Source organism: Pseudomonas sp. GNP014, assembly GCF_054344005.1.
This window is the reverse complement of the sequence record NZ_JBTGUS010000001.1, coordinates 6320314-6342708: the sequence shown is the minus strand read 5'-3', so window position 1 is coordinate 6342708 and position 22395 is coordinate 6320314. Positions and strand designations below refer to the sequence as shown.

The 22395-nt window shown below is 55.2% G+C and carries 17 protein-coding genes, 1 tRNA gene and 4 pseudogenes; 12 read left to right on the top strand and 10 right to left on the bottom strand.

Annotated features, from left to right (window positions below):
- The first annotated feature begins 79 nt into the window (after window positions 1–79).
- The 3 genes and pseudogenes from tnpA to tnpC form a co-directional block, all read left to right on the top strand.
- Window positions 80–430 carry an IS66-like element accessory protein TnpA gene (tnpA, locus tag ACXX9E_RS28500; protein ID WP_458556566.1) on the top strand — a complete coding sequence of 117 codons (351 nt, stop codon included), beginning with the start codon at window positions 80–82 and terminating at the stop codon, window positions 428–430.
- Complete coding sequence (gene tnpB, locus ACXX9E_RS28495) at window positions 427–762, top strand: IS66 family insertion sequence element accessory protein TnpB (protein WP_458556565.1); 336 nt, start codon at window positions 427–429, stop codon at window positions 760–762. Before tnpA ends, tnpB begins: the two co-directional genes overlap by 4 nt.
- 49 nt (window positions 763–811) lie before the next feature.
- Window positions 812–2293, top strand: a pseudogene (tnpC, locus tag ACXX9E_RS28490) (IS66 family transposase); the annotation flags it as partial.
- Between the two features lie 9 nt (window positions 2294–2302).
- Here the strand turns inward: tnpC and ACXX9E_RS28485 are convergent.
- Window positions 2303–2902, bottom strand: a complete 600-nt coding sequence (locus ACXX9E_RS28485) for a histidine phosphatase family protein (protein WP_458556564.1) — start codon at window positions 2900–2902, stop codon at window positions 2303–2305.
- 555 nt (window positions 2903–3457) lie between these two features.
- On the opposite strand from ACXX9E_RS28485, the gene ACXX9E_RS28480 reads away from it, so the two are divergent.
- Window positions 3458–3814, top strand: a complete 357-nt coding sequence (locus ACXX9E_RS28480) for a DUF7079 family protein (RefSeq protein ID WP_429540471.1) — start codon at window positions 3458–3460, stop codon at window positions 3812–3814.
- A 370-nt stretch (window positions 3815–4184) separates the two neighbouring features.
- Here ACXX9E_RS28480 and ACXX9E_RS28475 read toward each other — a convergent pair.
- The 5 genes and pseudogenes from ACXX9E_RS28475 to ACXX9E_RS28455 form a co-directional block, all read right to left on the bottom strand.
- Window positions 4185–4383 (bottom strand): annotated as a pseudogene (locus tag ACXX9E_RS28475) (hypothetical protein).
- A 210-nt stretch (window positions 4384–4593) separates the two neighbouring features.
- Window positions 4594–5070 carry a Mov34/MPN/PAD-1 family protein gene (locus ACXX9E_RS28470; protein WP_458556563.1) on the bottom strand — a complete coding sequence of 159 codons (477 nt, stop codon included), beginning with the start codon at window positions 5068–5070 and terminating at the stop codon, window positions 4594–4596.
- The gene (locus tag ACXX9E_RS28465; RefSeq protein ID WP_458556562.1) at window positions 5055–6764 is read right to left on the bottom strand and encodes a ThiF family adenylyltransferase; all 1710 of its coding nucleotides are present in this window, start codon (window positions 6762–6764) and stop codon (window positions 5055–5057) included. The genes ACXX9E_RS28470 and ACXX9E_RS28465 overlap by 16 nt, the downstream gene beginning before the upstream one ends.
- Window position 6765: 1 nt before the next feature.
- Complete coding sequence (locus ACXX9E_RS28460; protein WP_458556561.1) at window positions 6766–7974, bottom strand: CBASS cGAMP synthase; 1209 nt, start codon at window positions 7972–7974, stop codon at window positions 6766–6768.
- A complete protein-coding gene (locus ACXX9E_RS28455) occupies window positions 7967–8977 on the bottom strand; it encodes a CBASS cGAMP-activated phospholipase (RefSeq protein ID WP_458556560.1) in 1011 nt (336 codons plus the stop codon). The genes ACXX9E_RS28460 and ACXX9E_RS28455 overlap by 8 nt, the downstream gene beginning before the upstream one ends.
- 239 nt (window positions 8978–9216) lie before the next feature.
- Here ACXX9E_RS28455 and ACXX9E_RS28450 point away from each other — a divergent pair, with 239 nt between their 5' ends.
- Entirely contained in the window at window positions 9217–9894 is a 678-nt protein-coding gene (locus tag ACXX9E_RS28450) for a response regulator transcription factor (protein WP_458556559.1), read from the top strand.
- Complete coding sequence (locus ACXX9E_RS28445; protein WP_458556558.1) at window positions 9882–11987, top strand: sensor histidine kinase; 2106 nt, start codon at window positions 9882–9884, stop codon at window positions 11985–11987. The genes ACXX9E_RS28450 and ACXX9E_RS28445 overlap by 13 nt, the downstream gene beginning before the upstream one ends.
- A gap of 277 nt (window positions 11988–12264) precedes the next feature.
- On the opposite strand, the pseudogene ACXX9E_RS28440 reads toward ACXX9E_RS28445, so the two are convergent.
- The 4 genes and pseudogenes from ACXX9E_RS28440 to ACXX9E_RS28425 form a co-directional block, all read right to left on the bottom strand.
- Window positions 12265–12536, bottom strand: a pseudogene (locus ACXX9E_RS28440) (hypothetical protein).
- A pseudogene (locus ACXX9E_RS28435) lies at window positions 12533–13512 on the bottom strand (integrase domain-containing protein). The pseudogenes ACXX9E_RS28440 and ACXX9E_RS28435 overlap by 4 nt, the downstream one beginning before the upstream one ends.
- A gap of 993 nt (window positions 13513–14505) precedes the next feature.
- Window positions 14506–15834, bottom strand: coding sequence for a tyrosine-type recombinase/integrase (locus ACXX9E_RS28430; protein WP_142580087.1), 1329 nt, complete (start codon window positions 15832–15834; stop codon window positions 14506–14508).
- 163 nt (window positions 15835–15997) lie between these two features.
- Window positions 15998–16082: transfer RNA gene (locus tag ACXX9E_RS28425), tRNA-Leu, on the bottom strand.
- A 108-nt stretch (window positions 16083–16190) separates the two neighbouring features.
- Here ACXX9E_RS28425 and queA point away from each other — a divergent pair.
- The 6 genes from queA (at window position 16191) to ACXX9E_RS28395 (ending at window position 22281) form a co-directional block, all read left to right on the top strand.
- Window positions 16191–17240 (top strand): tRNA preQ1(34) S-adenosylmethionine ribosyltransferase-isomerase QueA, encoded by a 1050-nt coding sequence (gene queA, locus ACXX9E_RS28420; RefSeq protein WP_128616288.1) that lies wholly within the window; start codon window positions 16191–16193, stop codon window positions 17238–17240.
- Between the two features lie 14 nt (window positions 17241–17254).
- Window positions 17255–18370, top strand: a complete 1116-nt coding sequence (tgt, locus tag ACXX9E_RS28415) for a tRNA guanosine(34) transglycosylase Tgt (protein WP_161794909.1) — start codon at window positions 17255–17257, stop codon at window positions 18368–18370.
- Between the two features lie 43 nt (window positions 18371–18413).
- Window positions 18414–18752, top strand: coding sequence for a preprotein translocase subunit YajC (yajC, locus tag ACXX9E_RS28410; protein WP_222834343.1), 339 nt, complete (start codon window positions 18414–18416; stop codon window positions 18750–18752).
- 65 nt (window positions 18753–18817) lie between these two features.
- Window positions 18818–20686 carry a protein translocase subunit SecD gene (secD, locus tag ACXX9E_RS28405; RefSeq protein WP_123466019.1) on the top strand — a complete coding sequence of 623 codons (1869 nt, stop codon included), beginning with the start codon at window positions 18818–18820 and terminating at the stop codon, window positions 20684–20686.
- A gap of 9 nt (window positions 20687–20695) precedes the next feature.
- On the top strand, window positions 20696–21610 hold the full coding sequence (secF, locus tag ACXX9E_RS28400) for a protein translocase subunit SecF (protein ID WP_123466021.1): 915 nt from the start codon (window positions 20696–20698) through the stop codon (window positions 21608–21610).
- A gap of 122 nt (window positions 21611–21732) precedes the next feature.
- Complete coding sequence (locus ACXX9E_RS28395; protein WP_007916907.1) at window positions 21733–22281, top strand: glycine zipper 2TM domain-containing protein; 549 nt, start codon at window positions 21733–21735, stop codon at window positions 22279–22281.
- Window positions 22282–22395 lie beyond the last annotated feature (114 nt).

The window sequence follows — 22395 nt, the reverse complement described above, 5'->3', positions numbered from 1 at the left end:
GTTTTGTCCTCGAAAAAAAGCATTCTGAGGGTAAGCGCCCGGCGAACACACCTTCCAAATCCCAGCATTAAGGACGATCGTGTCCGCGATCGCCATTGTCGCCAGGATTTCCATGCGCCAACGAAGCTCTTGCCCCAAACCATTCAAAGCCCAGGTCGTCCAGGAATGCCTCCAGCCCGGAGCGACGATTTCCAGCGTAGCCATCCATCACGGCATCAATGCCAACGTGATCCGCAAGTGGCTACCGACCTACCGGGATCAATCGCCTGCAACCTTGCCGGCTTTCGTTCCGGTAAAAGTGGTACCAAGGCGAGCATCAGAAGAGATGATGATCATCTCGCTACCTCTGGGTGATAAATCTATCACCGTAAAATGGCCAGCCTCGGATCCGGACGGCTGCGCGTGTTTTATTCGTGGCCTGGCCCAATGATTCGCGTCGATGCCATCTGGCTCGCCACCGAGCCTATGGACATGCGCGCCGGCACTGAGACTGCGTTGGCCCGAGTGGTCGCGGTGTTCGGTGCGGCGAAGCTGCACTGCGCTTACCTCTTTGCCAACCGTCGGGCGAACCGCATGAAAGTCCTGGTGCACGACGGCGTCGGTATCTGGCTGGCTGCACGGCGCTTGAACCAAGGTAAGTTTCATTGGTCAGGCCTTCATCGTGGGGCGGAGGTCGAACTCGACCCCGAACAACTTCAGGCGCTGGTACTTGGATTACCTTGGCAACGAGTCGGTGCGGGCGGCGTAATTACATTGCTTTAAACGCTCTTTTCAGCTGTAGCACTCGGGCTGCTTTGGTAAAATCCACGGCATGACTTCCTTGCCCGATCTCGACCAAATGACTCCCGAACAACTGCGCACTGGCTGCGCAGTTGATATCCAAGATCGACACCCAGGACAGAAAAATTCATCGTGATGAGACGATCATCGAGCAACTCACTCACGAAATCGCCATTCTCAAACGCCACAAGTTTGCCAAGCGCAGCGAGCAGATCAGCCCGGCTCAAGGTAGCTTGCTTGATGACCTGCTCAATACCGACCTCGAAGCCATCGAGGCGGAGTTATAAGCACTTCATCCCGCTCCCGCACAGGCAGAACCACGCCAGCAACCCAAGCGCGCGCCGTTGCCACTGCAGTTCTCACGCATTGTGATCCATCACGAGCCGGACAACACTCAGTGCGCGTGCGGCTGCCAGCTTCAGCGCATCGGCGAAGATGTCAGCGAGAAGCTGGACTACACGCCGGGCGTGTTCACCGTCGAACACCACGTGCGTGGGAAATGGGCCTGCCGGAAGTGCGAAACACTGATCCAGGCGCCGGTACCGCCGCAGGTGATCGACAAGGGCATCCCCAATGCCGGCCTGCTGGCACACGTGGTGGTGGCCAAGTTCGCCGACCACCTGCCGCTGTATCGACAGGAAAAGATCTTCGGCCGCGCCGGCCTGGCTATCCCGCGCTCGACACTGGCGCGCTGGGTGGGCCAAACCGGCGTGCAGCTTCAGCCGCTGGTCGATGTGTTGCGAGAAGCAGTGCTGGCCCAGCGCGTCGTCCACGCCGATGAAACGCCGGTACAAATGCTGGCGCCCGGCGAGAAGAAAACCCACCGCGCTTATGTCTGGGCCTACAGCACTGCGCCGTTCTCGGCCTTAAAGGCCGTTGTCTACGACTTCAGCCCCAGCCGTGCTGGCGAACATGCGCGTAACTTCTTGGGCACCTGGAACGGCAAGCTCGTCTGTGATGACTTTGCCGGCTACAAGGCCAGCTTTGAGCTGGGCATCACCGAGATCGGCTGCATGGCCCATGCACGCCGCAAGTGCTTTGACTTGCATGTAGCCAATAAAAGCCAATTGGCGGAGCAGGCGCTTCACTCGATTGGCGGGCTGTACGAAGTCGAGCGACACGCCAAGGAAATGAGCGACGAAGACCGTTGGCGATTACGCCAGGAAACAGCCGTGCCCATCGCTGAAAAGCTGCATGAGTGGATGTTGGCCCAGCGTGAACTTGTGCCTGAGGGGGCGGCCACGGCCAAGGCTCTGGATTAAAGCCTCAAACGCTGGGTAGCGCTGACGCGCTACCTGGAAGACGGTGCTGTGCCCATCGACAACAACCAGATCGAGAACTTGATCCGGCCATGGGTGCTTGGGCGGTCGAACTGGTTTTTTGCCGGGTCGCTGCGTAGCGGCAAGCGGGCGGCGGCGATCATGATCCGTATGCGTATTTGAAGGACGTGCTGGCTCGTCTACCGACGCAGCGGGCAAGTGAGATTACGGAGTTGCTGCCGCAAAACTGGCAGCAGCCCACATCACGCTATGGGCAGAGAGCGCCTCAGAGTTTCAAGATCTTGTGTAGGTATATTGAAGCTTTGCAAAAACAGCATGTTACCGTTTGAAAGCTGCCATTCGTAGAAGTCTGAAAAGTCTCCTATGGCCAGTGCTCTGACTACTTTTGCAACGAAGCCGTGTGCTACAAGCAAAACAGTTTCGGAGGGATATTTCGATTCCAGCTCAGCTAAACCGTCTCGCACTCGTTTCACAACGTCAGAGATCGACTCACCATCGGTCGGCCCAGCATCCCAAAGTCGAGTGATGTTCTGCGACCAGAGTTGCGGATAGCGCTTCTTGGCATCGCCTTGGGTCAACCCCTCGAAAACGCCGACATCCCGCTCTCTGAAGCAGTCCATTATTTCAGGCGAGAGCTTGAGGCGTTCGTTCAGAATACTAGCGGTTTGTACCGCCCTGAGGCGTGGAGAAACGACAAGTACATCAAGGCTTGCGGGCAATTGCTCGCAAAGCGTTTGAGCTTGCTGGCGGCCCAGCGCGGTAAGTTCTGGATCAAGAGATCCAAGGTATCGATGTTCGGCATTAGCCCAGGTTTCACCATGCCGCACGATGTATAAATGCATGAAATCCGTCTCAGCGAAATATAAGAGAAAGATTGTACCTTTCCATCGCCGGTGAACGCACCAAGACCGGGTTTTGGGACAGGTGTATTCCCCAGACGCTTACTTCTGAGGTACTTGGTGGCCATGGGATCAGCCATACGCTAGCCGATCGCGGTGTAACCCGCCTGGGGCTTATCTCACATCCTCAGCAGTGCGACCCCTCGTCAACGAAGTCGATCACTCGCACGTCGACCTTATCGGCATGTAAGCGATTCTGGAAGCTGTCGGTCGGGATGATGCCAAGTTCACGAAAGGCACAAAAAAATGGTGATCATGGGAAAGCTTGGCGTTCTCGTGGCCGCTGCCCTGGCGATTCGATAACAAACCTAAAGGGGGCGGCTCGGCAAGGCATCATCGTGGGAGAGAGAGGGCGCTGGAGGCATTCTGGCCGGTGCAGGCGGCCCTGGCGCTTGTCTCTGCGCAATTGCAGTGGTCTTGGTGCGATCAGTCGTCGGGCGGGGCTGTGGGAGGACTGCTGGCGGACTCGCTAGATGAAGTACTGGAGGAGATTTCGCGTTGGGACATTTTCTGACTGAACCACAACTGACAAATGTCAGAGCCGCACTGTCCGAACCGTTCAACCATTTTCCCACTGATTACGATTACATCGCACGTCAGCTCAAAGGCGTCGATCCAGCGGTGCTCTACGAGATTTTTTATTCAGAAGTCGCGCCAGTGTGCTTTACAAACATTGCGGCGGCTTTACCCACTGTCTGGACGGGTTTTGACCCTGATTGGCTCAGGATCGAAATAGAGGAAAGGTGCGCGGCGCGGCAGCGTAGATGGTCACGCAGGCAGTTCGACAAGTTGCTGGTTCGTTGGCTGAAATACAACTACGACTACATGTGGGAAGAGATCGCCAGCAGACTTTGAGCTTGTGTTTGGAGCATTGGAATTCTCGCTTGAGCGGGTGGCCGTCGAATGAACAGCGGGCACTTTCCGACAGACGAAAAAAAAGGCCTTGCTAAGCAAGACCTTTCTTGATTTTGGTGCCCGAGGGAGACTCGAATAATAGCATAACTATATAATTAACATAGTTTTTTGCATGTGTACACTTCCACGTTGTACCGCGAAGTGTACACCCTACCTGTTTCAAGTAAGGACTGGTGTGGATGGACGCTTGATCGGATTTCTCCATCCGATTTCCGACGAGCTGTGAATAATATCTACAAGGAACTGGTTACGGATAGGCTCCCTGGTCTGCCAAAAAAATGCCGAACCGACACATGGCGAACTTTCGCGATTAGTCGGGAGTCATGAGCACAGCAAGCGTTATCTTGATGAACTCCTCGTTTCGATCGATCGTGTCCAGGGCGCCCCGAACATTGTCGGCGATGTCCGCCGATCCGCGCATCTCTACCCAGTTCGACAGCTCCATGATGACGGCCTCTAGGGCGAGCTGGTTTAAATAGCAGGGAAGGGAGTAAGTCTGAGTTTGGCATTGTGCAATCCTCCGTGAAATTTTCAGCGTAGCAGGGGGATTACTGACCTCGGTAGGGAGTTGCGCATGGTGGAAGGACGCCGGGAGGAGGGTGCATCCACAGTCGATTGCTGCCAGTCACGAGGGCCGCAGTCGACCAAAAGCGGACTGGCCCGCATTGGTTTACAAACTGCAGCTGACGCTTGAGGGTATCCACAAAGCTAGGTTGGATTCAGACCCTAGTTAGTGGAAGAATCTCTTGCAGGTTCGCTCCGCAACCAAGCCAGAAGCTATTACCTGACGAACCTACGATGGCGAATAAGTGCGAGCTCGGTAGTGCCTTTGTCAGCTTCTTCCACTCCACATAGTCTTTGGTTGAGGGCGTGGGGATGCTCTGCGGGTGCGTATGCCAATCTCCCACATAGTCGACAGTACCTCCGCTACTTGCCCAAGCATGATGTGCAGCTTTTTGATGGCCAGTATCCAGGCGGTCGAAGCTAAGTCTTGTTCTCTTGTCGTTCGAGAGGGGGCCGGTTGCCGAGATTACGTGAATGTGGTCGCCGGCTCTGTGGCCCAAAAGGATGCCTCCAGCTTCAGTCGTGTTGGATTTTGTCTGTGCATGCGAGAAGAGAAATTCCCACACATGCTCTTCGATCAGAACGTACCGTCCGGAACCGTCTGGCCAAGAAAATATTATTTCGTTGAGCATGCGGGACAGCCATCTAGCGGCCTGATGTTCTGGTTTTTAACCTTAAAGACATCGGCTGTTTCGACTGATCTTGTTCTGAAGCGGGGGCTTGGGTCATCTGACCTCAACCAGTCGACAATCAAGTCTGTCGCTAACGCTACTGCAGAAATTGGGGCGGACACTGCGTACGGTGTGTAGTGTTGGCAGGCTCTGTATGACTTCTCAGGATCTTCTTTGAGCACACGGAATCGTTCCTGCATATGGCTTTCCTCACCGTTGGATCGCAGGCATCTGAAGCAACCAAACTCGTGGCTATCAGTCCATAAAGCTTGAACGGTTTCTCCATTGCCTTTGATCCAGGCATGGAGGATCGGTGGAAAGCTGTATTTTGCGTTGATTTGGGCTTCGTTCAGCATCTCGGCAACAGATTCCTCGCCTGTCGCGTTCACGACTAGGTCAAAGTCCTTCAAGGAGTTTGGCGAGCGCATGTCGAGATTATGAGCCTCGATATTGATGCCTGGTAGCTGCAGATGAGCCTCATCTTTCAGGGCCTCCGCCTTGCTTTTGAAAAGATACTTGAAGCCGAGCGCATGCCTGCCTAGGTTTTCAGGCATGAGAATCTGTGGGTCGAATAGCTCTAGCTTGCCTTCTCCGTGGCCGGCTCCCATACGTATGAGTGCCTGGGCCAAGTAGCCGCCTATGGCGCCGCAGCCAATCAATGCCACCTTTTTCCCGGACAAAGCTGCCCCCAGTGATGATGTCAGGTTTCTTGAACCGATGAAGCTATGACTGAGATCCTGTACTCGCAGCCTGCTAATTTTTTCACCTCCGCCATACGTGAGCAGAAACTGAAATAGTGCTTTTCCTCGGTACTTGCCTCCACGCGAAAGGGCGAGCCTTTTGCGGATCGTCGAGTCGATGGAGAATTTGAATCCCACCCAACCGGCTGGGCAGTCAATCAAGAAGTAAGCGAATCCGATGTCTAAGAATTTCTTGTCAGTCTCGATGGCTGCTTGGCAACTTTTGTAAAGAGAGAGATCCCATTCCTTCAGCCACCGGAGTGTTTGTTTGATTGTCCAGGGGAGAGCATCCGTGACTGGCGGTTGAGCAACGCTTCGAAAGATCCAGCAGTGAGACTTGGTTTCTTCGTCGGCTTGCTCTCCCCACGCCGAAGCCATCTTGGAGGTGGAGTCGGCGTCAGTGGAGATAACCCTTCGGAGTCGTTCCCCAGGTACAAGGGAGTAAACCGATGCTGAACGGGACGCGGCTGACATGTTGCCGACGCCCACATTCACGACTGTGCCTTTGCTTGGAGTCGTCCAGTACGCCTGGAACTCTGCTTGGAAGTCACTGAAGTTTCTTGCAGGGTTAGCAATGAGGTCGTTGAGTAGCCCGGTGGCTTGATTTAGGCAACGCAGAATGGAGCTATCGGGGTTGTAACGATCGAGGATGACTTCTCCTTTGGCCATGTAGCAGAACGAGCCATCGGTCACATGATGGGCCATCCGTTTCGGTAAGAAGTGCGGCTGCCCCAAGATACGGATCTTGGGGTAGTCGATGAAGTCCCAGTCTGAAAGGCTCAACTCAATGCTGACCTCACCTGCATTGCAGGCGAGGTCCCCAACAAAACGCCGGCAACCACCCTTGATGGGCAATGCACGAAAGTTCAGGTCGTGCATTAACCGAAGAACATCCCCAACTCGTTTGGCGTCCATGTCAGCCTGCCGAAGTGTTAGGAACGTAGGGGGTCGCGACGATGGCAGGTGCGGCACTGCGCACTATGTTTGCCGGGGCCTCCTCTTGAATCAACTCAGGGGAGAAGGGAATGCGATCGCCGAGTACCGCGCGTAGTGAATGAAGCGCGTTTGAACCTTGATGAGATGAGGTGCTTCTTGAACTACGTAGGCTTGTTACAAGGCGATCAGCAGCATGCCCGGCTTCGATACGTTTGTCGTGCTTGAGCCTGTTGAAGTCTTCCGCATTCTCATCTATGCCATGCTCATAGATATCACCGCGCACCGCTTTGGCAACTACCGCAGCGGCCTGCTCCAGGGCAATGTCGTCGCGACCTCTTTTGCCTTCGAAGCCCTGGGCAATGGCAATCATCAACGAAACAGAGGTGGGGCCGCCACTCTTCCAGTTGAAGTCCCTCCACGCTTTCATATAGCGACAGACCCGGAGGAATTGCTCCCCCAGCTCGCCAAACCGCGTGATCTGATCACGGAACCACTTGGCAACGCTTTCAGGGTCTGAAGCGATCCACTTCCCGGTTCTCGATGCCATCATGATTTGATCAAGGTCATCCCAGGTTTGGGCATTGGCATAGACTAAGTCCATCGACTCCATCGATTCACACATCATGTCGAAGCTAGCAGAGTCCATCGCCCTGGCTTCTGCCTTCAGCATGGCAGTTTTCTCTACCACTTTCTCAAAGTCCGCGGCCGGGGCTGCGTACAAAGGGAGGTCTATGTGTGCCCAGCTTGCAACATCGATGCGGATGCAGGTGTCTTTCGCATCGTTGCCCGTAACAAGCGTCCACCCCTCCTGAAGACAGAGTATCTGTAGCAGCGATTCGACCAAGTCAAAGTAGGCCTTCGCCATCTCTGCCGGCGGGCCGTTCTCCTGCCAGACATCTACCGGGAGGTATACACCGTAGTCGAGATCCATTTCTTGGTCGAGCGTGTGTGCAGGTTGAATGCACGTGCTATAGGCCCAAGAGCCTTGCGTGCGAAAGCGGGGCTTCACCTGTTTTTGCATACCCAGTACGTGGACTGTGGCCGCCGCAATGGCAGGCTTTAAGTAGTCTTTGATTTTCGTCCTACAGTACCGCAGAAAGGCCCGTTGCTCATCGTTCGGAAGGAGTGCGCCATGCAAATGCTCAGTATTCGCAATGGAAGAGTAGAAGATCTTGGTGAGATTAAGCATGGCATTCCTCCTGAGATTGAGAATGTGCGCCGTAAAAGAATTTCGGTCTTGCCGCTTTGTGAGCAAACAAGCTCATGAATTTTGGGTCGCCCAGGCAGCTCTTGGCTTTCTCCAGTCCAGCACCACGCAGCACCTCCTGTGCATTCTTGTCGGCCTTATCCAATGCGACGGCTTTTGAGCGATCGTCTGTCAGATCCTCATCAACGTGGGTGTACCGGTCTCCTAGCTTGTGCATCAGCATGAAATCGCACAGAGATTCCTGAACCGAGATCGACAGGCCGAAGAGGCGCTGAGCAGCCTTGAATGGGTTGCCTCCACCCCAGTCGACCGCGCCGCCATTACGGTTATTTTTAGGGTTCACAGTGAATTTGGAGGACATCGTGCCAATAGAAAGAAGCTTCAATTGGGAAACGTCAGCCCCAAGGAACGTTTCGGCCTCATGGACAGCCAGCAGGCCAGGGGCGTTTGCGAAGAGACCTCCGTCGACGTACTGACTGTGTTGAAAGAAATGGCGCGGGAAATAGGTGGGGGCAGCACTGGTGGCTAGCCCGATGTCTACCATCTTGTGGAGATGGTCGCGGCGGAAATTCTCGTTGTGAGGTGTCTTGAATAGAACGGGTTTACCCGTTGAGTAGTTGATTGTGGGAATGATGACGGGATGCAGGGCGTCACCCAGCAGCCGCTCCCCCAGCATGTCTTCAGCTGATATGACCGTCTTCAGTTCCTCGCTACTGAAGGACGACTTGAAAATGGGCATGCGGGTTCTAGGTTTGAAGATATCCCGGCCTTTCTTCACAAACATCTCCACCAGATTGCTGGCGGGAATTTCGTTGGCAATCGCTAGGGCCAGAATTCCACCGATAGAGGTACCTGCAATGAGGTCGAAATGCCGAGCTATGGGGCCGCCCAGCTCACGCTCAATCTCAGCCAAGATCGTTGCGGTATAGAGGCCCCGGTATCCACCGCCGGATAGCGCGAGAATTTGAAAGCTTTCACGAGACATGAACAATTCCTTCTGGTGACGATCAGAGTCATGGGAAGGAATCTACGCGAGCAACCGTGAGGAAAAAACGCGGTTAGCGGATAGCTTTGATCATGAAAGTGAGGCGTCTCATCGACAGCGCGGTAAACGCTGCGGTGTGTGATGAAAAGCAGGTGAACGTGAGGATTTCCTCATGCGGAGACTCTTGCGCTAGGGCCTGCAAAGGAAAATCATATCGGTATTAGAGTGAGGATAGGTCTATGTACAAAATTGCCGTGATCGAAGATGTCCAAGAAGTTAACGATTCGCTGGCGGGTTATTGCAGGCAGCTAGCTGAAAATGTGGAAGTTGATCAGTTCCTTGATCGGGAATCAGCTGAAAAAGCTATCGTAAAAAACAATTACTCTCTGATTGTGCTGGATATTGAGTTGGCTCCAGATAGAAATGCAGGATTCGGTATAGTTAAGGTTAATAGTAAGGGTTTCAATAGTCCTGTTATTGTTGTGTCGGGGTTGGATCATTTGGTTTATAAGTCAATAATGCTGGAGCTGGATGTTTGGGACTACTTGGTTAAGCCGGTAACTGAGCCTGTAGAATTTATTGATTCGGCGCTCCGCGTTTTGCATCGAGCGTCTAAATTCAGGCAGGAATCAAGTGATACTGCTACAGATTTCTATATAAGTCAGGAGACCGGCAAGGCTTACTATAAGAATAAGGCGCTAAATATACCTCATACAGCGAAAATGATTCTTCAAAAGATATATAACGCTCAGGGTGCGGTCGTGGCTTATGATGATATGTATTGCTTTGTTAAGAGTGGGCGTAATCCCCAAGGGCTTCAGCAGCACTTCCGAACTATACGAATGGCCTTGCAGGAGGTGAACGCGGACGGGAGTATAGATGTGGTGCGAATGAAGGGCGCAAGATGGCAGGAATAGTTTTTGATCTTGCAAGGCTTCGTCTTAATCTTGCCAAGGCCAAAATTCGCATATCTATCTATGGGGCTGTTTTTCTCATTTTCGTTGTGGTTTCGGTAGGTACTAAGTTTGCATTGGACTTAAGCTTCAATTCTATCGCCTCTCAGTATGAAGCACATGTCGTCAGGACTATTGAGCGAATTGCGTACGAGTATGATTCGCTTGATGGGCGTGTTTCCCTTTTGAATATCAGCGCCCCTTCCGCTGGTGCGCAAGGGATACCTCCGTATATTCTACCCATCGAATACGTGTCTGTGACGCCTGGCCATGCGGACGAGCTTAAGGCGCTTCCAAGCTGTAGCTACTCTCTGGACTCATCCAGTAGAAATCGAGTCTGTGTCGGTGTGCTGAATAATAAAGAGCCAGGTGCAATAGCCTATATTCGCGGTTCATTCTCCACGAGTGATACACTGGTATCGCCGAGATATGTGGATAATCCAGAAACTGGTCATAGATTTGTTGTGTCCATTAGTTCGCGGGGAAGGGGGGACGACTACACCATAACCTTCGATCCCTTGTTGAGAAACCTGAAGGCGCCGGTACCCTATCTCTCCGAGGCTTGGAGCCTCACGGGTTTCAAGACTGGAAAGTCCAAGAACTTAGCATATGCCAGGGAGCCTGAAATTAGAGGCCGAGTGCTCAAGACCGCAAACTCGGGCGACTCTTCGGGCGATTTTGAATTCATTTTTCAGATCCCGTTGCCTTCGTTCTTGGATGATGCATATCTCGCGAACAAAGACTCAAGTCGTCCCTGGCCACCAGAGGATATCTACGAGACGAGAGTAACGGTCTCCTTGCATCGACCTGGTGCAGGGGCGAAAGAAAAAATATTTGACTCAACCAAATTTCAGCCTGATCCAATATTTTCCCTTGATAATGCGCGCCGATATTTGTCGCGGGGAGAGCAGTTGTCTTTTAAATCTAAGACCGGTGAGGTGTACTCTGTTCGTTCCGCTGCTACTGGCTATGCGGAGGCGGAAAAGGGAATGTTCCAAGAGCTCTATGCCAAGGTTACCAACTGGCTTATTAATTTTCTTGTTTCCTCTCCCGTCGTCACCAAGGAGTCAGTCATTGATGGTGGGGCAGCTGTCAGCATACAAGGGGACGCATCGAGTGTGCTGACGGGGTGGAGAGAGGCCGCTGGTGCCAGTATTGCTTTCGCTTTCGTACTATTTGCGCTCTTAGTAGCTGTTTTGGTCTATCTACAAATTTTTATTCTGTCACCACTATACAAGGTCAGAAAGAATACGCTTTTTATGCGAGAAAAGTTCAACGAGAAAGACCGAACGGATCCGCCTTACTCCATAAGCTCAAGCAAAAGTGAGATTGGCGTTCTTTGGGAGAATATCCAGGAACTTCATCAAGCTCTAACGTCAGCGAATGAAGTCTCGACAGAGAAGGCGAATAGAGAGAGGGAGCTTATGCTGTCGCTTGGACACGAGATCCGGTCGCCGCTACAGAGCCTCATATCGAGGCATCCCGATGCGCGGGATGCTGACCGGAGGGATATAGACCGGATTTCGTTTGCGTTGGAAACTCTCTCCGGAGCTTATGCTGATAGCGATGTTGGGGACGCTGGGCTCAAACGTCATCCGAAGGATATTTTTGCAAGTTTACCTGCAAATACCACTAGCGAGAACATTACAGAGTATCTAGTGAATGCCAGTGAGTCTCATCATATAGGAGAGATTGTATATGATGGTTCTGGTGATTCGGTATATGCCCTGGCAAACGGGGATATGCTGGAGTCGGTGTTAGATGCTGTTATAAATAATGCCAATGATTTTAGGGTTCCAGGTACGCCCATTGTGCTATCCGTCGGTGTGGAGAATGCGCACGTCTCAATCACGGTGGCCAATCAAGGTCCCCCTATACCAGAAAATAAATTAGAGGAAATATTCAATTATGGCGTCTCCCTAAGAACAGGCCCGGGGAATAACTTGGGGCAGGGACTTAACATGGTGCGCAGCTATGTCGTGAGCATGCAGGGTAAGATCTCTGCTTTAAATGTCGAAAATGGGGTTGAGTTTAGAATTCGCCTCCTGAAAGCCTGAGGCAGACTGGGGGGGGGCAACGAAAACTGGACTGAATCGTCCCTAATTTCGTAGGCATATCCGATCGGCTGCTTATGGCCGATTCTGTTGAAAAAGTCGGCCTTAGTTTCCATGGCAAAAAAGTAAGCGCCTGAAATTGAAGTCCAGAATTTTCGCAGAGGCATACTGACTGAAATTTCACGTAGCAGCGTGCTAAAAGGCGTTTTCACCGATCAATTTCTCGGCAGTTTGAGAAAACCGACTTTTTCAACAGAATCGGCCGTTTTCTGACCTTCGCTTAGGGGGGGAACTGCCAGGATTTTCCTAGACGATGAGTGAGTAATTGCATGATCAGTAAATAATAGCGCGTCGATTCAGTGTGCTGGTTTAGATGGTGATTCAAAAACCAGGCAAGGTGTTTTCTCTGCCAAGTCCATGGATTGTCGCATTGCCAGCGCTCAGCGATCGCTGTTTGGATAGTCTTCGCCTGATGCAGGTGGCGTTGACGTGTGTTTGTGACCCGATCAAGACGCCCGCCAGGAACAGCTCCATATCGAATGCCGTGTTCATGCTCGACCACCAATGTAAGCGGCCACCACGACGATAAGGCCGTGCCCCAGCTCATGGCTGATTTGGACTCGGGCATCCTGATCGAGGTGTCGGTTGAGCTGATAGCAATGGCCACCGTTGATAGGCACGGGATGATGGGTGATTTGCTCGTAACGTTCGCATGCATAGGCTGCTCGCAATTCATGGAAGCCTTTGAGGTTGTTCTTATGGAGGATGTCCGGTGCGGGGCCGACAATTCCCTGCAAGAAATCGAGGTAGCGTTCGTTCGCTGCAAGCAGGTTGCGGCTATCGTCGGGCGAGACCTTTTGGGCAAACCTCAGTGCGTCACGGATGTGATCATCCACAGTGATCCAGCGAGGTGCCAACGCGCCTGAACGGCCACCTTTGGTGCCATTCTGGATGTTGATCTTGCCGTAGCGTTCGGCCTCACGTTTTAAACGCGGTAGGTCGGCCAAAATCGCCTCGCGTAAGCGCATGCCGGTGGCTCGCGCCAACTGAGCGATAGCCGCCGCGCGCGGCATTTGGTGTTCGCGAAGTGCTTCGACGATGCGCATAACTTGATTACGATCTTGGCCTTGGGGAGCGGTTGTGCGAAGGGTGGTCCGCCGCATTCCTAACGCCTTGCTCGGGCTCGGCACTTTCACATATTGATCACCGCGAAGCGCAGCCATGGTTCGATTCACGCTGGACAACCGGTTTTGCGCGGTGGCGATGCCGATAGCGCCTTGTTCAACTTGCTGACGTAGATATCCTGCGTGAGCCAGCAAGGTCTGCCGATCAATTTGCCGCGCATCATTAAACCCCGGCCCATCCTCCGAGCGACACCAGCGTACAAATGCCTGCCAAAGATCACTGTGCGCCTTCACCGTGCCGTAATGCCCGCAGCCAAATAGATCTTTCAGCGCTGCGGCCCGGCGTAGCTCAATTGCCGGCCATATCCAAAATTGCGCCCATCCCGTTTACCGACCAACGCCATGATCAAACTCCTATTGAAGTCCAAATGTTGAGGCTTTTTCCTCACGTCATCCCGCCAAGAATGTTGAGTGTTATCAGGGATCAAGGCCCCTGCGACCTGTGAGGGTTGTCCACTAACGCGGGACTGGCGGCTCTTTACGACCGGGAGCTTGGGCATCTCATGATCTGGCCTCCTGAGCACTTCCGAGGAAGTGGGCGGGTGGAGGCTGCACAGGCTGACGAGACCGGTGCCGCGAGATCCTGAGTCAGGTGAAGGCAGTGAAGCGATGACCGGGGCGTGCCTGACTGTCAGTCAGGTGCAGTCCATTCTGTAGGCTGCGGCACCATCATCTGCATCGCTGTTGCTGGTGACTTTTCGGTGTTTGTCACGCCGATTGTCACGAGGGGAAATGCCGCAATGCCTTGTACGAGGTGGGCTGCAGCAGTGGTAGGAGCGCCCGTCTCTTTCCGGAAGAAAGAGACGGGCGCAGGTTGGCGCAAGGAAATGGCCAAGCGGATAGGTTGCTGCAGGGCAGCTATGAAAGGGAATGAGTTGCCGCAGTGGGCACGCAGGGAAAAGTAGGCATCCATCACATCGCTGTGACTGTGCGAGCCGCCGGACGCTAATCGCACTTTGGGTGAACCACCATGGTGTGGCGTAGCCTTAAAGGTTCTGGCTACCTGGGTTGCTGTCAACGACAGCGCTTTGCCCGATCTTTTCTACGCCTGTGGATAATTCGGGTCAAGGCTCGAATTTTCGGGAGTTCTGCGGCTGTGGATGAAATTATCCACCGGTGGAAATCAGTGGTTTTCCACAGACAGTTGCATAGGCTTTAGATTTATTAAGTGAGGTCCATCCAAACAGGGCGGCTTTGCAGCCCTGTTTGGATGGACCCGCGTGGAAGGCTGGGCTGTGGAGATCTCACCGACTTACCAGTGCTGGAATACGCCACGGTAGTTTTGCAAGGTTATGATGTTGTCGTCGACCGGGTCGAATTGGTGAAGCGTCACGTGATCACTGAGTCTCCGTTGAGTCTGTCTCGATAGGCAACTTTTGGAGGTGATCATCTTTGTGTGCATGAGATGCTGTTAGAGGCGGTGCAGAAGGGCGTGCGAGGAACTGATTAACGCGAGTATCAAATTGATCGCGAAGGTTGGCTGTAATGCCTTCTTTGAGGGCGTCGAGATAGTCTGCATACCACTGCATCATGATCCGACGTTGCGGCAGGTATAGGGCTTGATTGTACTCGCCAGAGATGCCGCCCTCGACGTGAGCCAGCTGGCTTTCGACATGGTCCTTCAGCCAGCCATGTTCGCGCAGCAGCGTGCTTGCGGTATGACGAGTGCCATGGCTGACGAGTCGTCCTTTGTAGCCGATCTTGGCGAACACTAGGTTGATCGTGTTTTCACTGATGACTGGCTGCTTTTCACCATTGCCTGGGAATAGATACCGACTGCGGCCAGTGCTTTGGTTCAGTTTGGTAAGCATGGCGATCAATTGATGAGGTAGAGGGCTGACGTAGTCTCTGCGCATCTTCATGCGGGCGGCCGGGATGGTCCATATCCCTTCCTCAAAATCGATTTCCTCCCATTTTGCGTAGCGGACCATGCCGGGGCGGCTCGCCGTCAGAATTGTCATCCATGATGCAATCCTCGCTGGTAGCCGGCTGGTGGTCTTGCTTAAGGCCCGGAGAAACTCAGGTAGTTCGTGTTCGTGCAGATGTGGGTAGTGTTGAGTGGGCGGTGGCGCTATCGCAATGGCATGGAGTTCGGAGGCTGGATTGTGTTCGCACAGGCCGCGTGCAATGGCTTGACTGAAAATTTGTTTCAGCCAGGTTCGGGTCTTGTCCGCAACATTGAAGGCGCCTCTTTTTTCGATGCAGGCCTGCAGTTTGGCGCAGTCGCTTCGCGTGATGAGCTCCAGTTGCTTCTCGCCGAGAGCGGGCAGTAGATCCTTATCAAGATAGTCGCGGATCTTCTTCAGCGTCGCGCTGCTGCGGCCGGAGTCCGATTTGAATTGGTACCAATACTCCGCGGCTCGCCTGAAGGTGTTGAGCCCGGCCTCCTGCTGTCGCAGTTTGTCATCGCGGCGTTTGGCGCCGGGGTTGGTGCCTTGCTTGAGTAGGTTGCGGCATTCTGCAGCTCGTTCACGGGCTTCCTGCAAGGAGATATACGGATACACGCCCAGTGACATGCGCGCCGCCCTCCCCTGATAGGTGTACCGGAAGTGCCAATACTTGCTGCCGTTGGGTTTCACCAGCAAGGCAAGACCCGAACTATCACTCAGCGTGAACGGTCTGTCGGCAGGCTTGGATGCTTTGATTTGCAAGACGGTCAATGGCATCGCTGTACACCTCCGGTTCTCGAACTGGAATATGTACAGAAAATGTACCAAAAAGAGGTTGGCTTGCAAGAGATGGGGGTGGAACCCCAGAGACCAAAAAGCCCGCAGTTAGCGGGCTCTAGGGGTGTTACGTAGACGCTGGTAGTCGTCTATGTACTGCAAATGGTGCCCCGAGGGAGACTCGAACTCCCACTCCTTTCGAAAACGGATTTTGAATCCGCCGCGTCTACCAATTCCGCCATCAGGGCTCAATGGCGGCGAAGTATAGAGAGGTGATTACCGTTGGTCAATCACGTTTCATGGTCAATTTTCGATATTTCCGCTAGACTTTCCGGCCCTGCTAGACGAACCCCATCATGCGCGTTGCTGACTTTACCTTCGAGCTTCCTGATTCGCTGATCGCTCGCCACCCTTTGGCCGAGCGTCGCGGTAGTCGCCTGTTGACCCTTGATGGTGTCAGCGGCGCCCTCGCACACCGTCAATTCACTGATTTGCTTGAGCATTTACGCCCGGGCGATTTGATGGTGTTCAACAATACCCGGGTGATTCCGGCGCGGCTGTTCGGGCAGAAAGCGTCCGGCGGCAAGCTGGAAATCCTCATCGAGCGGGTGCTCGATTCGCATCGCGTGCTGGCCCATGTGCGCTCCAGCAAGTCGCCGAAGCCGGGTTCGAAGATCCTTATCGACGGCGGTGGCGAAGCCGAGATGCTTGCGCGTCACGACGCGTTGTTCGAGCTGGGCTTCGATGAAGAAGTCTTGCCGCTGCTCGACCGTGTCGGGCACATGCCGTTGCCTCCCTATATAGACCGCCCGGACGAAGGCTCCGATCGCGAGCGCTATCAGACCGTGTACGCCCAGCGTCTCGGTGCGGTGGCGGCGCCGACGGCGGGGCTGCATTTCGATCAGCCGCTGATGGAAGCGATTGCCGCCAAGGGCGTCGAGACCGCGTTCGTCACGCTGCACGTCGGCGCGGGTACGTTCCAGCCGGTGCGCGTCGACAAAATCGAAGATCACCACATGCACAGCGAGTGGCTGGAAGTCGGCCAGGAGGTGGTCGATGCCGTAGCCGCCTGCCGCGCACGCGGTGGTCGGGTGATTGCCGTGGGCACCACCAGCGTGCGTTCGCTGGAAAGTGCCGCTCGCGATGGTGTGCTCAAGCCGTTTAGTGGCGACACCGATATCTTTATCTACCCGGGCCGGCCGTTCCATGTGGTCGATGCGCTGGTCACCAATTTCCATTTGCCCGAATCCACGCTGTTGATGCTGGTTTCGGCGTTCGCCGGTTATCCCGAAACCATGGCCGCCTATAAGGCCGCCGTCGACAACGGGTACCGCTTTTTCAGCTACGGTGATGCGATGTTCATCACCCGTAATCCCGCGCCGCGCGGCCCTGAGGAAACAGTATGAGTCGCACCTGTCGTATGTCGTTCGAGCTGCTTGCCACCGATGGCAAGGCCCGTCGTGGTCGTCTGACCTTCCCCCGTGGCACCGTCGAGACCCCGGCCTTCATGCCGGTGGGCACGTATGGCACGGTCAAGGGCATGTTGCCGCGTGACATCGTGGCCACCGGCGCGGAAATCATTCTGGGCAACACCTTCCACCTGTGGCTGCGCCCGGGCACCGAGGTGATCAAAGAGCACGGCGACCTGCACGACTTCATGCAGTGGAAAGGCCCGATTCTCACCGACTCCGGCGGCTTCCAGGTGTTCAGCCTGGGCGCGATGCGCAAGATCAAGGAGGAAGGCGTGACCTTCGCCTCGCCGGTCGATGGCTCGAAAGTGTTCATGGGCCCGGAAGAGTCGATGCAAGTGCAGCGCGATCTCGGTTCCGACATCGTGATGATCTTCGACGAATGCACGCCGTACCCGGCTGACGAAGACGTCGCCCGTGTATCCATGGAACTGTCGCTGCGTTGGGCCCAGCGCTCGAAAAACGCGCATGGCGACAACACCGCGGCGCTGTTCGGTATCGTTCAGGGCGGCATGCACCAGGATCTGCGCATGCGCTCGCTGGAAGGCCTCGACAAGATCGGCTTCGATGGCCTGGCCATCGGCGGTCTGTCGGTGGGCGAGCCGAAGCACGAGATGATCAAGGTGCTGGATTATCTGCCAGGCATGATGCCGGCTGACAAACCTCGTTACCTTATGGGCGTTGGCAAACCGGAAGATCTGGTTGAGGGTGTGCGCCGCGGTGTGGACATGTTCGATTGCGTGATGCCAACCCGTAATGCCCGCAATGGGCATCTGTTCATTGATACAGGCGTGCTGAAGATCCGTAACGCGTTCCATCGCCATGATGATTCGCCGCTGGATCCGACCTGCGATTGCTATACCTGCCAGAACTTCTCCCGCGCTTATCTGCATCACCTGGACAAGTGCGGCGAAATGCTCGGCAGCATGCTCAATACCATCCATAACTTGCGCCATTATCAGGTGCTGATGGCTGGTTTGCGCGAGGCTATTCAACAGGGTACATTGGCCGCCTTTGTCGATGCCTTCTACGCCAAACGCGGGCTCCCCGTTCCGCCTTTGGACTGAGTTTTCTGACCCCAAGATTCAACATTTGCAACTGGAGTGCTAAATGAGCTTTTTTATCTCTAACGCCATGGCTGACGCAGCTGCACCGGCTGCTGCAGCCCCAATGGGTGGCGGCTTCGAGTGGATTTTCCTGGTCGGCTTCCTGGTCATCTTCTACCTGATGATCTGGCGTCCACAGGCCAAGCGCGCCAAAGAGCAGAAGAACCTGCTGAGCAGCCTGCAGAAGGGCGACGAAGTGGTCACCACCGGCGGCATCGCCGGCAAGATCACCAAAGTGGCCGATGACTTCGTGGTTCTGGAAGTTTCCGACACCGTGGAAATGAAGTTCCAGAAGGGCGCCATCGCTGCCACGCTGCCAAAAGGCACGCTGAAAGCGATCTAAAGGTAACAACTTCTACTCAATCGACGGGGCGCGCAAGGCGCCCCGCGTTCATAACGGGCGGCGTGATGCTGAACAAATATCCTCTGTGGAAATACATTCTGATCCTGGCGTTGCTGGCGATCGGTCTGATTTATTCCGCTCCCAATCTTTACCCCGATGATCCGGCCATTCAGATCAGCGGTGCCAGCACGGCCCTGCAGGTCAATCAGGCCGATCTGGATCGCGTAAGCACCGCGCTCAAAGAGTCCGGGATCAACGTCAAGGCTGCCACACTGGCGGCGGGCGGCAAGGGCGGTCTGATCCGTCTGACCAAGGCTGAAGATCAGCTGCCGGCCAAAGACGTTGTGCGCAAGGCATTGGGTGATGACTACGTCGTCGCGCTGAACCTGGCACAAACCACCCCGCAATGGCTGCGCAATCTGGGCGCGCACCCGATGAAGCTGGGTCTGGACTTGTCCGGTGGTGTGCACTTCCTGCTGGAAGTGGACATGGACAAAGCCCTCGACGCACGCCTGAAAGTCTACGAAGGCGACGTCAAGAGCCTGCTGCGCAAAGAGAAGTTGCGCTATCGCAGCCTGCCGCAACTGGGCGGTGCCATTCAGCTGGGCTTCAGCGATGAAGACTCCCGCGAACAGGCCCGTGCACTGATCCGCAAGAACTTCAACGATTTCGACATTGTTCCGGCCGACCTCAACGGTCAACCGGTGCTGCGTCTGGCGATGACCCCGGCCAAGCTGGCGGAAATCCGTGAATACTCCATCAAGCAGAACCTGACCACGGTACGTAACCGCGTCAACGAGTTGGGTGTTGCCGAACCGATCGTCCAGCGTCAGGGCGCCAACCGCATTGTGGTTGAGCTGCCGGGCGTGCAGGACACTGCCGAAGCCAAGCGTATCCTCGGCAAGACGGCCAACCTCGAGTTCCGTCTGGCGGCTGAGCCAGGTGCTTCGAAAGCCACTTCCGAAACCTTCGAGTTCCGTGAAGGCAATCGTCCACCGGCACAGATCGAGCGTGGCCTGATCATCACCGGTGACCAGGTGACTGACGCCAAGGCCGGTTTCGGCGAGCACGGCACTCCGGAAGTGAACATCCGTCTGGATGGTCACGGTGGCGAACTGATGAGCCGCGCGACCCGTTCCAACGTCGGTCGCAGCATGGCGGTGATCTTCATCGAACAGCGTCCGGTCACCACTTACACCAAGCAGGTTGTGGGCGGCGTCGAGAAAGACGTGCCGGTACAGACCTTCAAGGAAGAGAAGAAGATCATCAGCCTGGCGACCATTCAGTCGCCGCTGGGTGCGCAGTTCCGTATCACCGGCCTGAATGGCCAGGGCGAATCGTCCGAGCTGGCACTGCTGCTGCGTGCCGGTGGTCTGGCCGCGCCGATGTACTTCGCTGAAGAGCGCACAATCGGTCCGAGCCTGGGTGCTGACAACATCACCAAGGGTATTGATGCATCGCTGTGGGGCATGCTGTTCGTCTCGCTGTTCATCATCGCCATCTACCGCTTCTTCGGTGTGATCGCCACCGTGGCACTGGCGGTGAACATGGTCCTGCTGCTGGCGCTGATGTCGCTGCTGGGGGCAACGCTGACCCTGCCGGGTATCGCCGGTATCGTCTTGACCATGGGCATGGCGGTCGACGCCAACGTGCTGATCTTCTCGCGGATCCGTGAAGAGATCGCCGCCGGCATGACCGTGCAGCGTGCAATCAACGAAGGCTTCGGCCGGGCATTCACTGCGATTCTCGACGCCAACCTGACCACTCTGCTGGTCGGCGGCATACTCTTCGCCATGGGCACCGGCCCGGTGAAGGGGTTCGCAGTGACCATGTCCCTCGGGATCTTTACCTCGATGTTCACGGCCATCATGGTGACCCGCGCGATGGTCAACCTGATCTTCGGCGGTCGTGACTTCAAGAAGTTGTGGATTTAAGGGGCTGCCATGTTACGTACAATCAACTTCATGGGCGTTCGCAACTTCGCGTTCGGCGTCACAGTGTTTCTCACGTTGCTGGCTATTTTCAGCGTCTTCCACAAGGGCATGAACTGGGGCCTGGACTTCACCGGCGGTACGCTCATCGAGCTGACCTACGAGCGTCCGGCGGATGTCACCAAGGTGCGCGAGCAACTGGTGGCTTCCGGTTACCACGAAGCCGTGGTGCAGAACTTCGGTGCAACCACCGACCTGCTGGTGCGCATGCCGGGTGAAGACCCGCAGCTGGGCCATCAGGTCGCGGACGCGCTGCAGAAAGTCGGCGGCGACAACCCGGCAACGGTCAAGCGCGTCGAGTTCGTCGGTCCGCAGGTCGGTGAAGAGCTGCGCGACCAGGGCGGCCTCGGCATGCTGCTGGCGCTCGGCGGCATCCTGATCTACCTGGCTTTCCGCTTTCAGTGGAAGTTCGCGGTCGGCGCCATCGTTTCCCTGATCCACGACGTGATCGTGACCGTGGGTATCCTGTCGTTCTTCCAGATCACTTTCGACCTGACGGTGCTGGCGGCAGTGCTAGCGATCATCGGTTACTCGCTGAACGACACCATTGTCGTGTTCGACCGGGTTCGTGAGAACTTCCGCGTGTTGCGCAAGGCTTCGCTGATCGAGAACATCAACATCTCGACCACCCAGACCCTGTTGCGCACCATGGCGACGTCGATCTCCACGTTGCTGGCGATCGCGGCACTGCTGTTCTTCGGTGGCGACAACCTGTTCGGCTTCTCCATCGCCCTGTTCATCGGTGTGCTGGCGGGTACTTACTCCTCGATCTACATCGCGAACGTGGTGCTGATCTGGCTGAACCTGACCACTGAAGACCTGATTCCACCGGCCAACACCGAAAAGGAAGTCGACGACCGTCCATAACGGCCATCGCTTTTTTCCAGCTGTCAGCCAAAAAAGGCGCGAGTTGAACTCGCGCCTTTTTTTATGCTCCAAGGCTGGGAGAAGCGCGGGCGCGTCCCGCATGTGATGGTCAGGAGGTTCATGTGAACAAGTCGTTGCTGGTTGGTGCGGTATTGGGTGCTGTCGGTGTGACTGCCGGGGGTGCTGTTGCCACCTACAGCCTGGTTAAAAGCGGCCCTGAGTATGCGCAAGTGTTGGCCGTTGAGCCGGTTAAAACACAGATCAAGACTCCACGTGAAGTGTGCAAGGACGTGACAGTGACTCGTCAGGCACCGGTAAAAGATCAGCACCAGATTGCCGGTACCGTTGTGGGTGCGCTGGCAGGTGGTTTGCTGGGCAATCAGATTGGCGGCGGCACCGGCAAGAAGATTGCCACGGTAGCGGGTGCGGTCGGTGGCGGTTATGCGGGTAATAAGGTGCAGGAAGGCATGCAGGAGCGTGACACCTACACCACCACGCAAACCCGCTGCAACACGGTCAATGACATCAGTGACAAGGTCGTCGGCTACGACGTGCGTTACTCGCTCGATGGCAAGGAAGGTAAAGTGCGGATGGATCGTGATCCGGGCAATCAGATTCCGGTCGACAAGGAAGGCAAGTTGATTCTGTCGCAGAATGAGCCGGCTCAGTAAGGGCCGACTGTTTTAAAAAGAAGCACCCTGCGGGGTGCTTTTTTTGTGCCCGCCATTTAGGCCGCGCAACAAATCCCCTGTAGGAGTGGTGTGGTAGAGGTCGAATTCCAGGCA

What these genes read in the sequence shown, in the direction of transcription:
- tnpB (WP_458556565.1), top strand. Translation starts at nt 427, where the DNA reads ATGATTCGCGTCGATGCCATCTGGCTCGCCACCGAGCCTATGGACATG.
- ACXX9E_RS28485 (WP_458556564.1), bottom strand. Translation starts at nt 2,902, where the DNA reads ATGCATTTATACATCGTGCGGCATGGTGAAACCTGGGCTAATGCCGAA.
- ACXX9E_RS28470 (WP_458556563.1), bottom strand. Translation starts at nt 5,070, where the DNA reads ATGCTCAACGAAATAATATTTTCTTGGCCAGACGGTTCCGGACGGTAC.
- ACXX9E_RS28465 (WP_458556562.1), bottom strand. Translation starts at nt 6,764, where the DNA reads ATGGACGCCAAACGAGTTGGGGATGTTCTTCGGTTAATGCACGACCTG.
- ACXX9E_RS28460 (WP_458556561.1), bottom strand. Translation starts at nt 7,974, where the DNA reads ATGCTTAATCTCACCAAGATCTTCTACTCTTCCATTGCGAATACTGAG.
- ACXX9E_RS28455 (WP_458556560.1), bottom strand. Translation starts at nt 8,977, where the DNA reads ATGTCTCGTGAAAGCTTTCAAATTCTCGCGCTATCCGGCGGTGGATAC.
- ACXX9E_RS28450 (WP_458556559.1), top strand. Translation starts at nt 9,217, where the DNA reads ATGTACAAAATTGCCGTGATCGAAGATGTCCAAGAAGTTAACGATTCG.
- ACXX9E_RS28445 (WP_458556558.1), top strand. Translation starts at nt 9,882, where the DNA reads ATGGCAGGAATAGTTTTTGATCTTGCAAGGCTTCGTCTTAATCTTGCC.
- ACXX9E_RS28430 (WP_142580087.1), bottom strand. Translation starts at nt 15,834, where the DNA reads ATGCCATTGACCGTCTTGCAAATCAAAGCATCCAAGCCTGCCGACAGA.
- queA (WP_128616288.1), top strand. Translation starts at nt 16,191, where the DNA reads ATGCGCGTTGCTGACTTTACCTTCGAGCTTCCTGATTCGCTGATCGCT.
- tgt (WP_161794909.1), top strand. Translation starts at nt 17,255, where the DNA reads ATGTCGTTCGAGCTGCTTGCCACCGATGGCAAGGCCCGTCGTGGTCGT.
- yajC (WP_222834343.1), top strand. Translation starts at nt 18,414, where the DNA reads ATGAGCTTTTTTATCTCTAACGCCATGGCTGACGCAGCTGCACCGGCT.
- secD (WP_123466019.1), top strand. Translation starts at nt 18,818, where the DNA reads ATGCTGAACAAATATCCTCTGTGGAAATACATTCTGATCCTGGCGTTG.
- secF (WP_123466021.1), top strand. Translation starts at nt 20,696, where the DNA reads ATGTTACGTACAATCAACTTCATGGGCGTTCGCAACTTCGCGTTCGGC.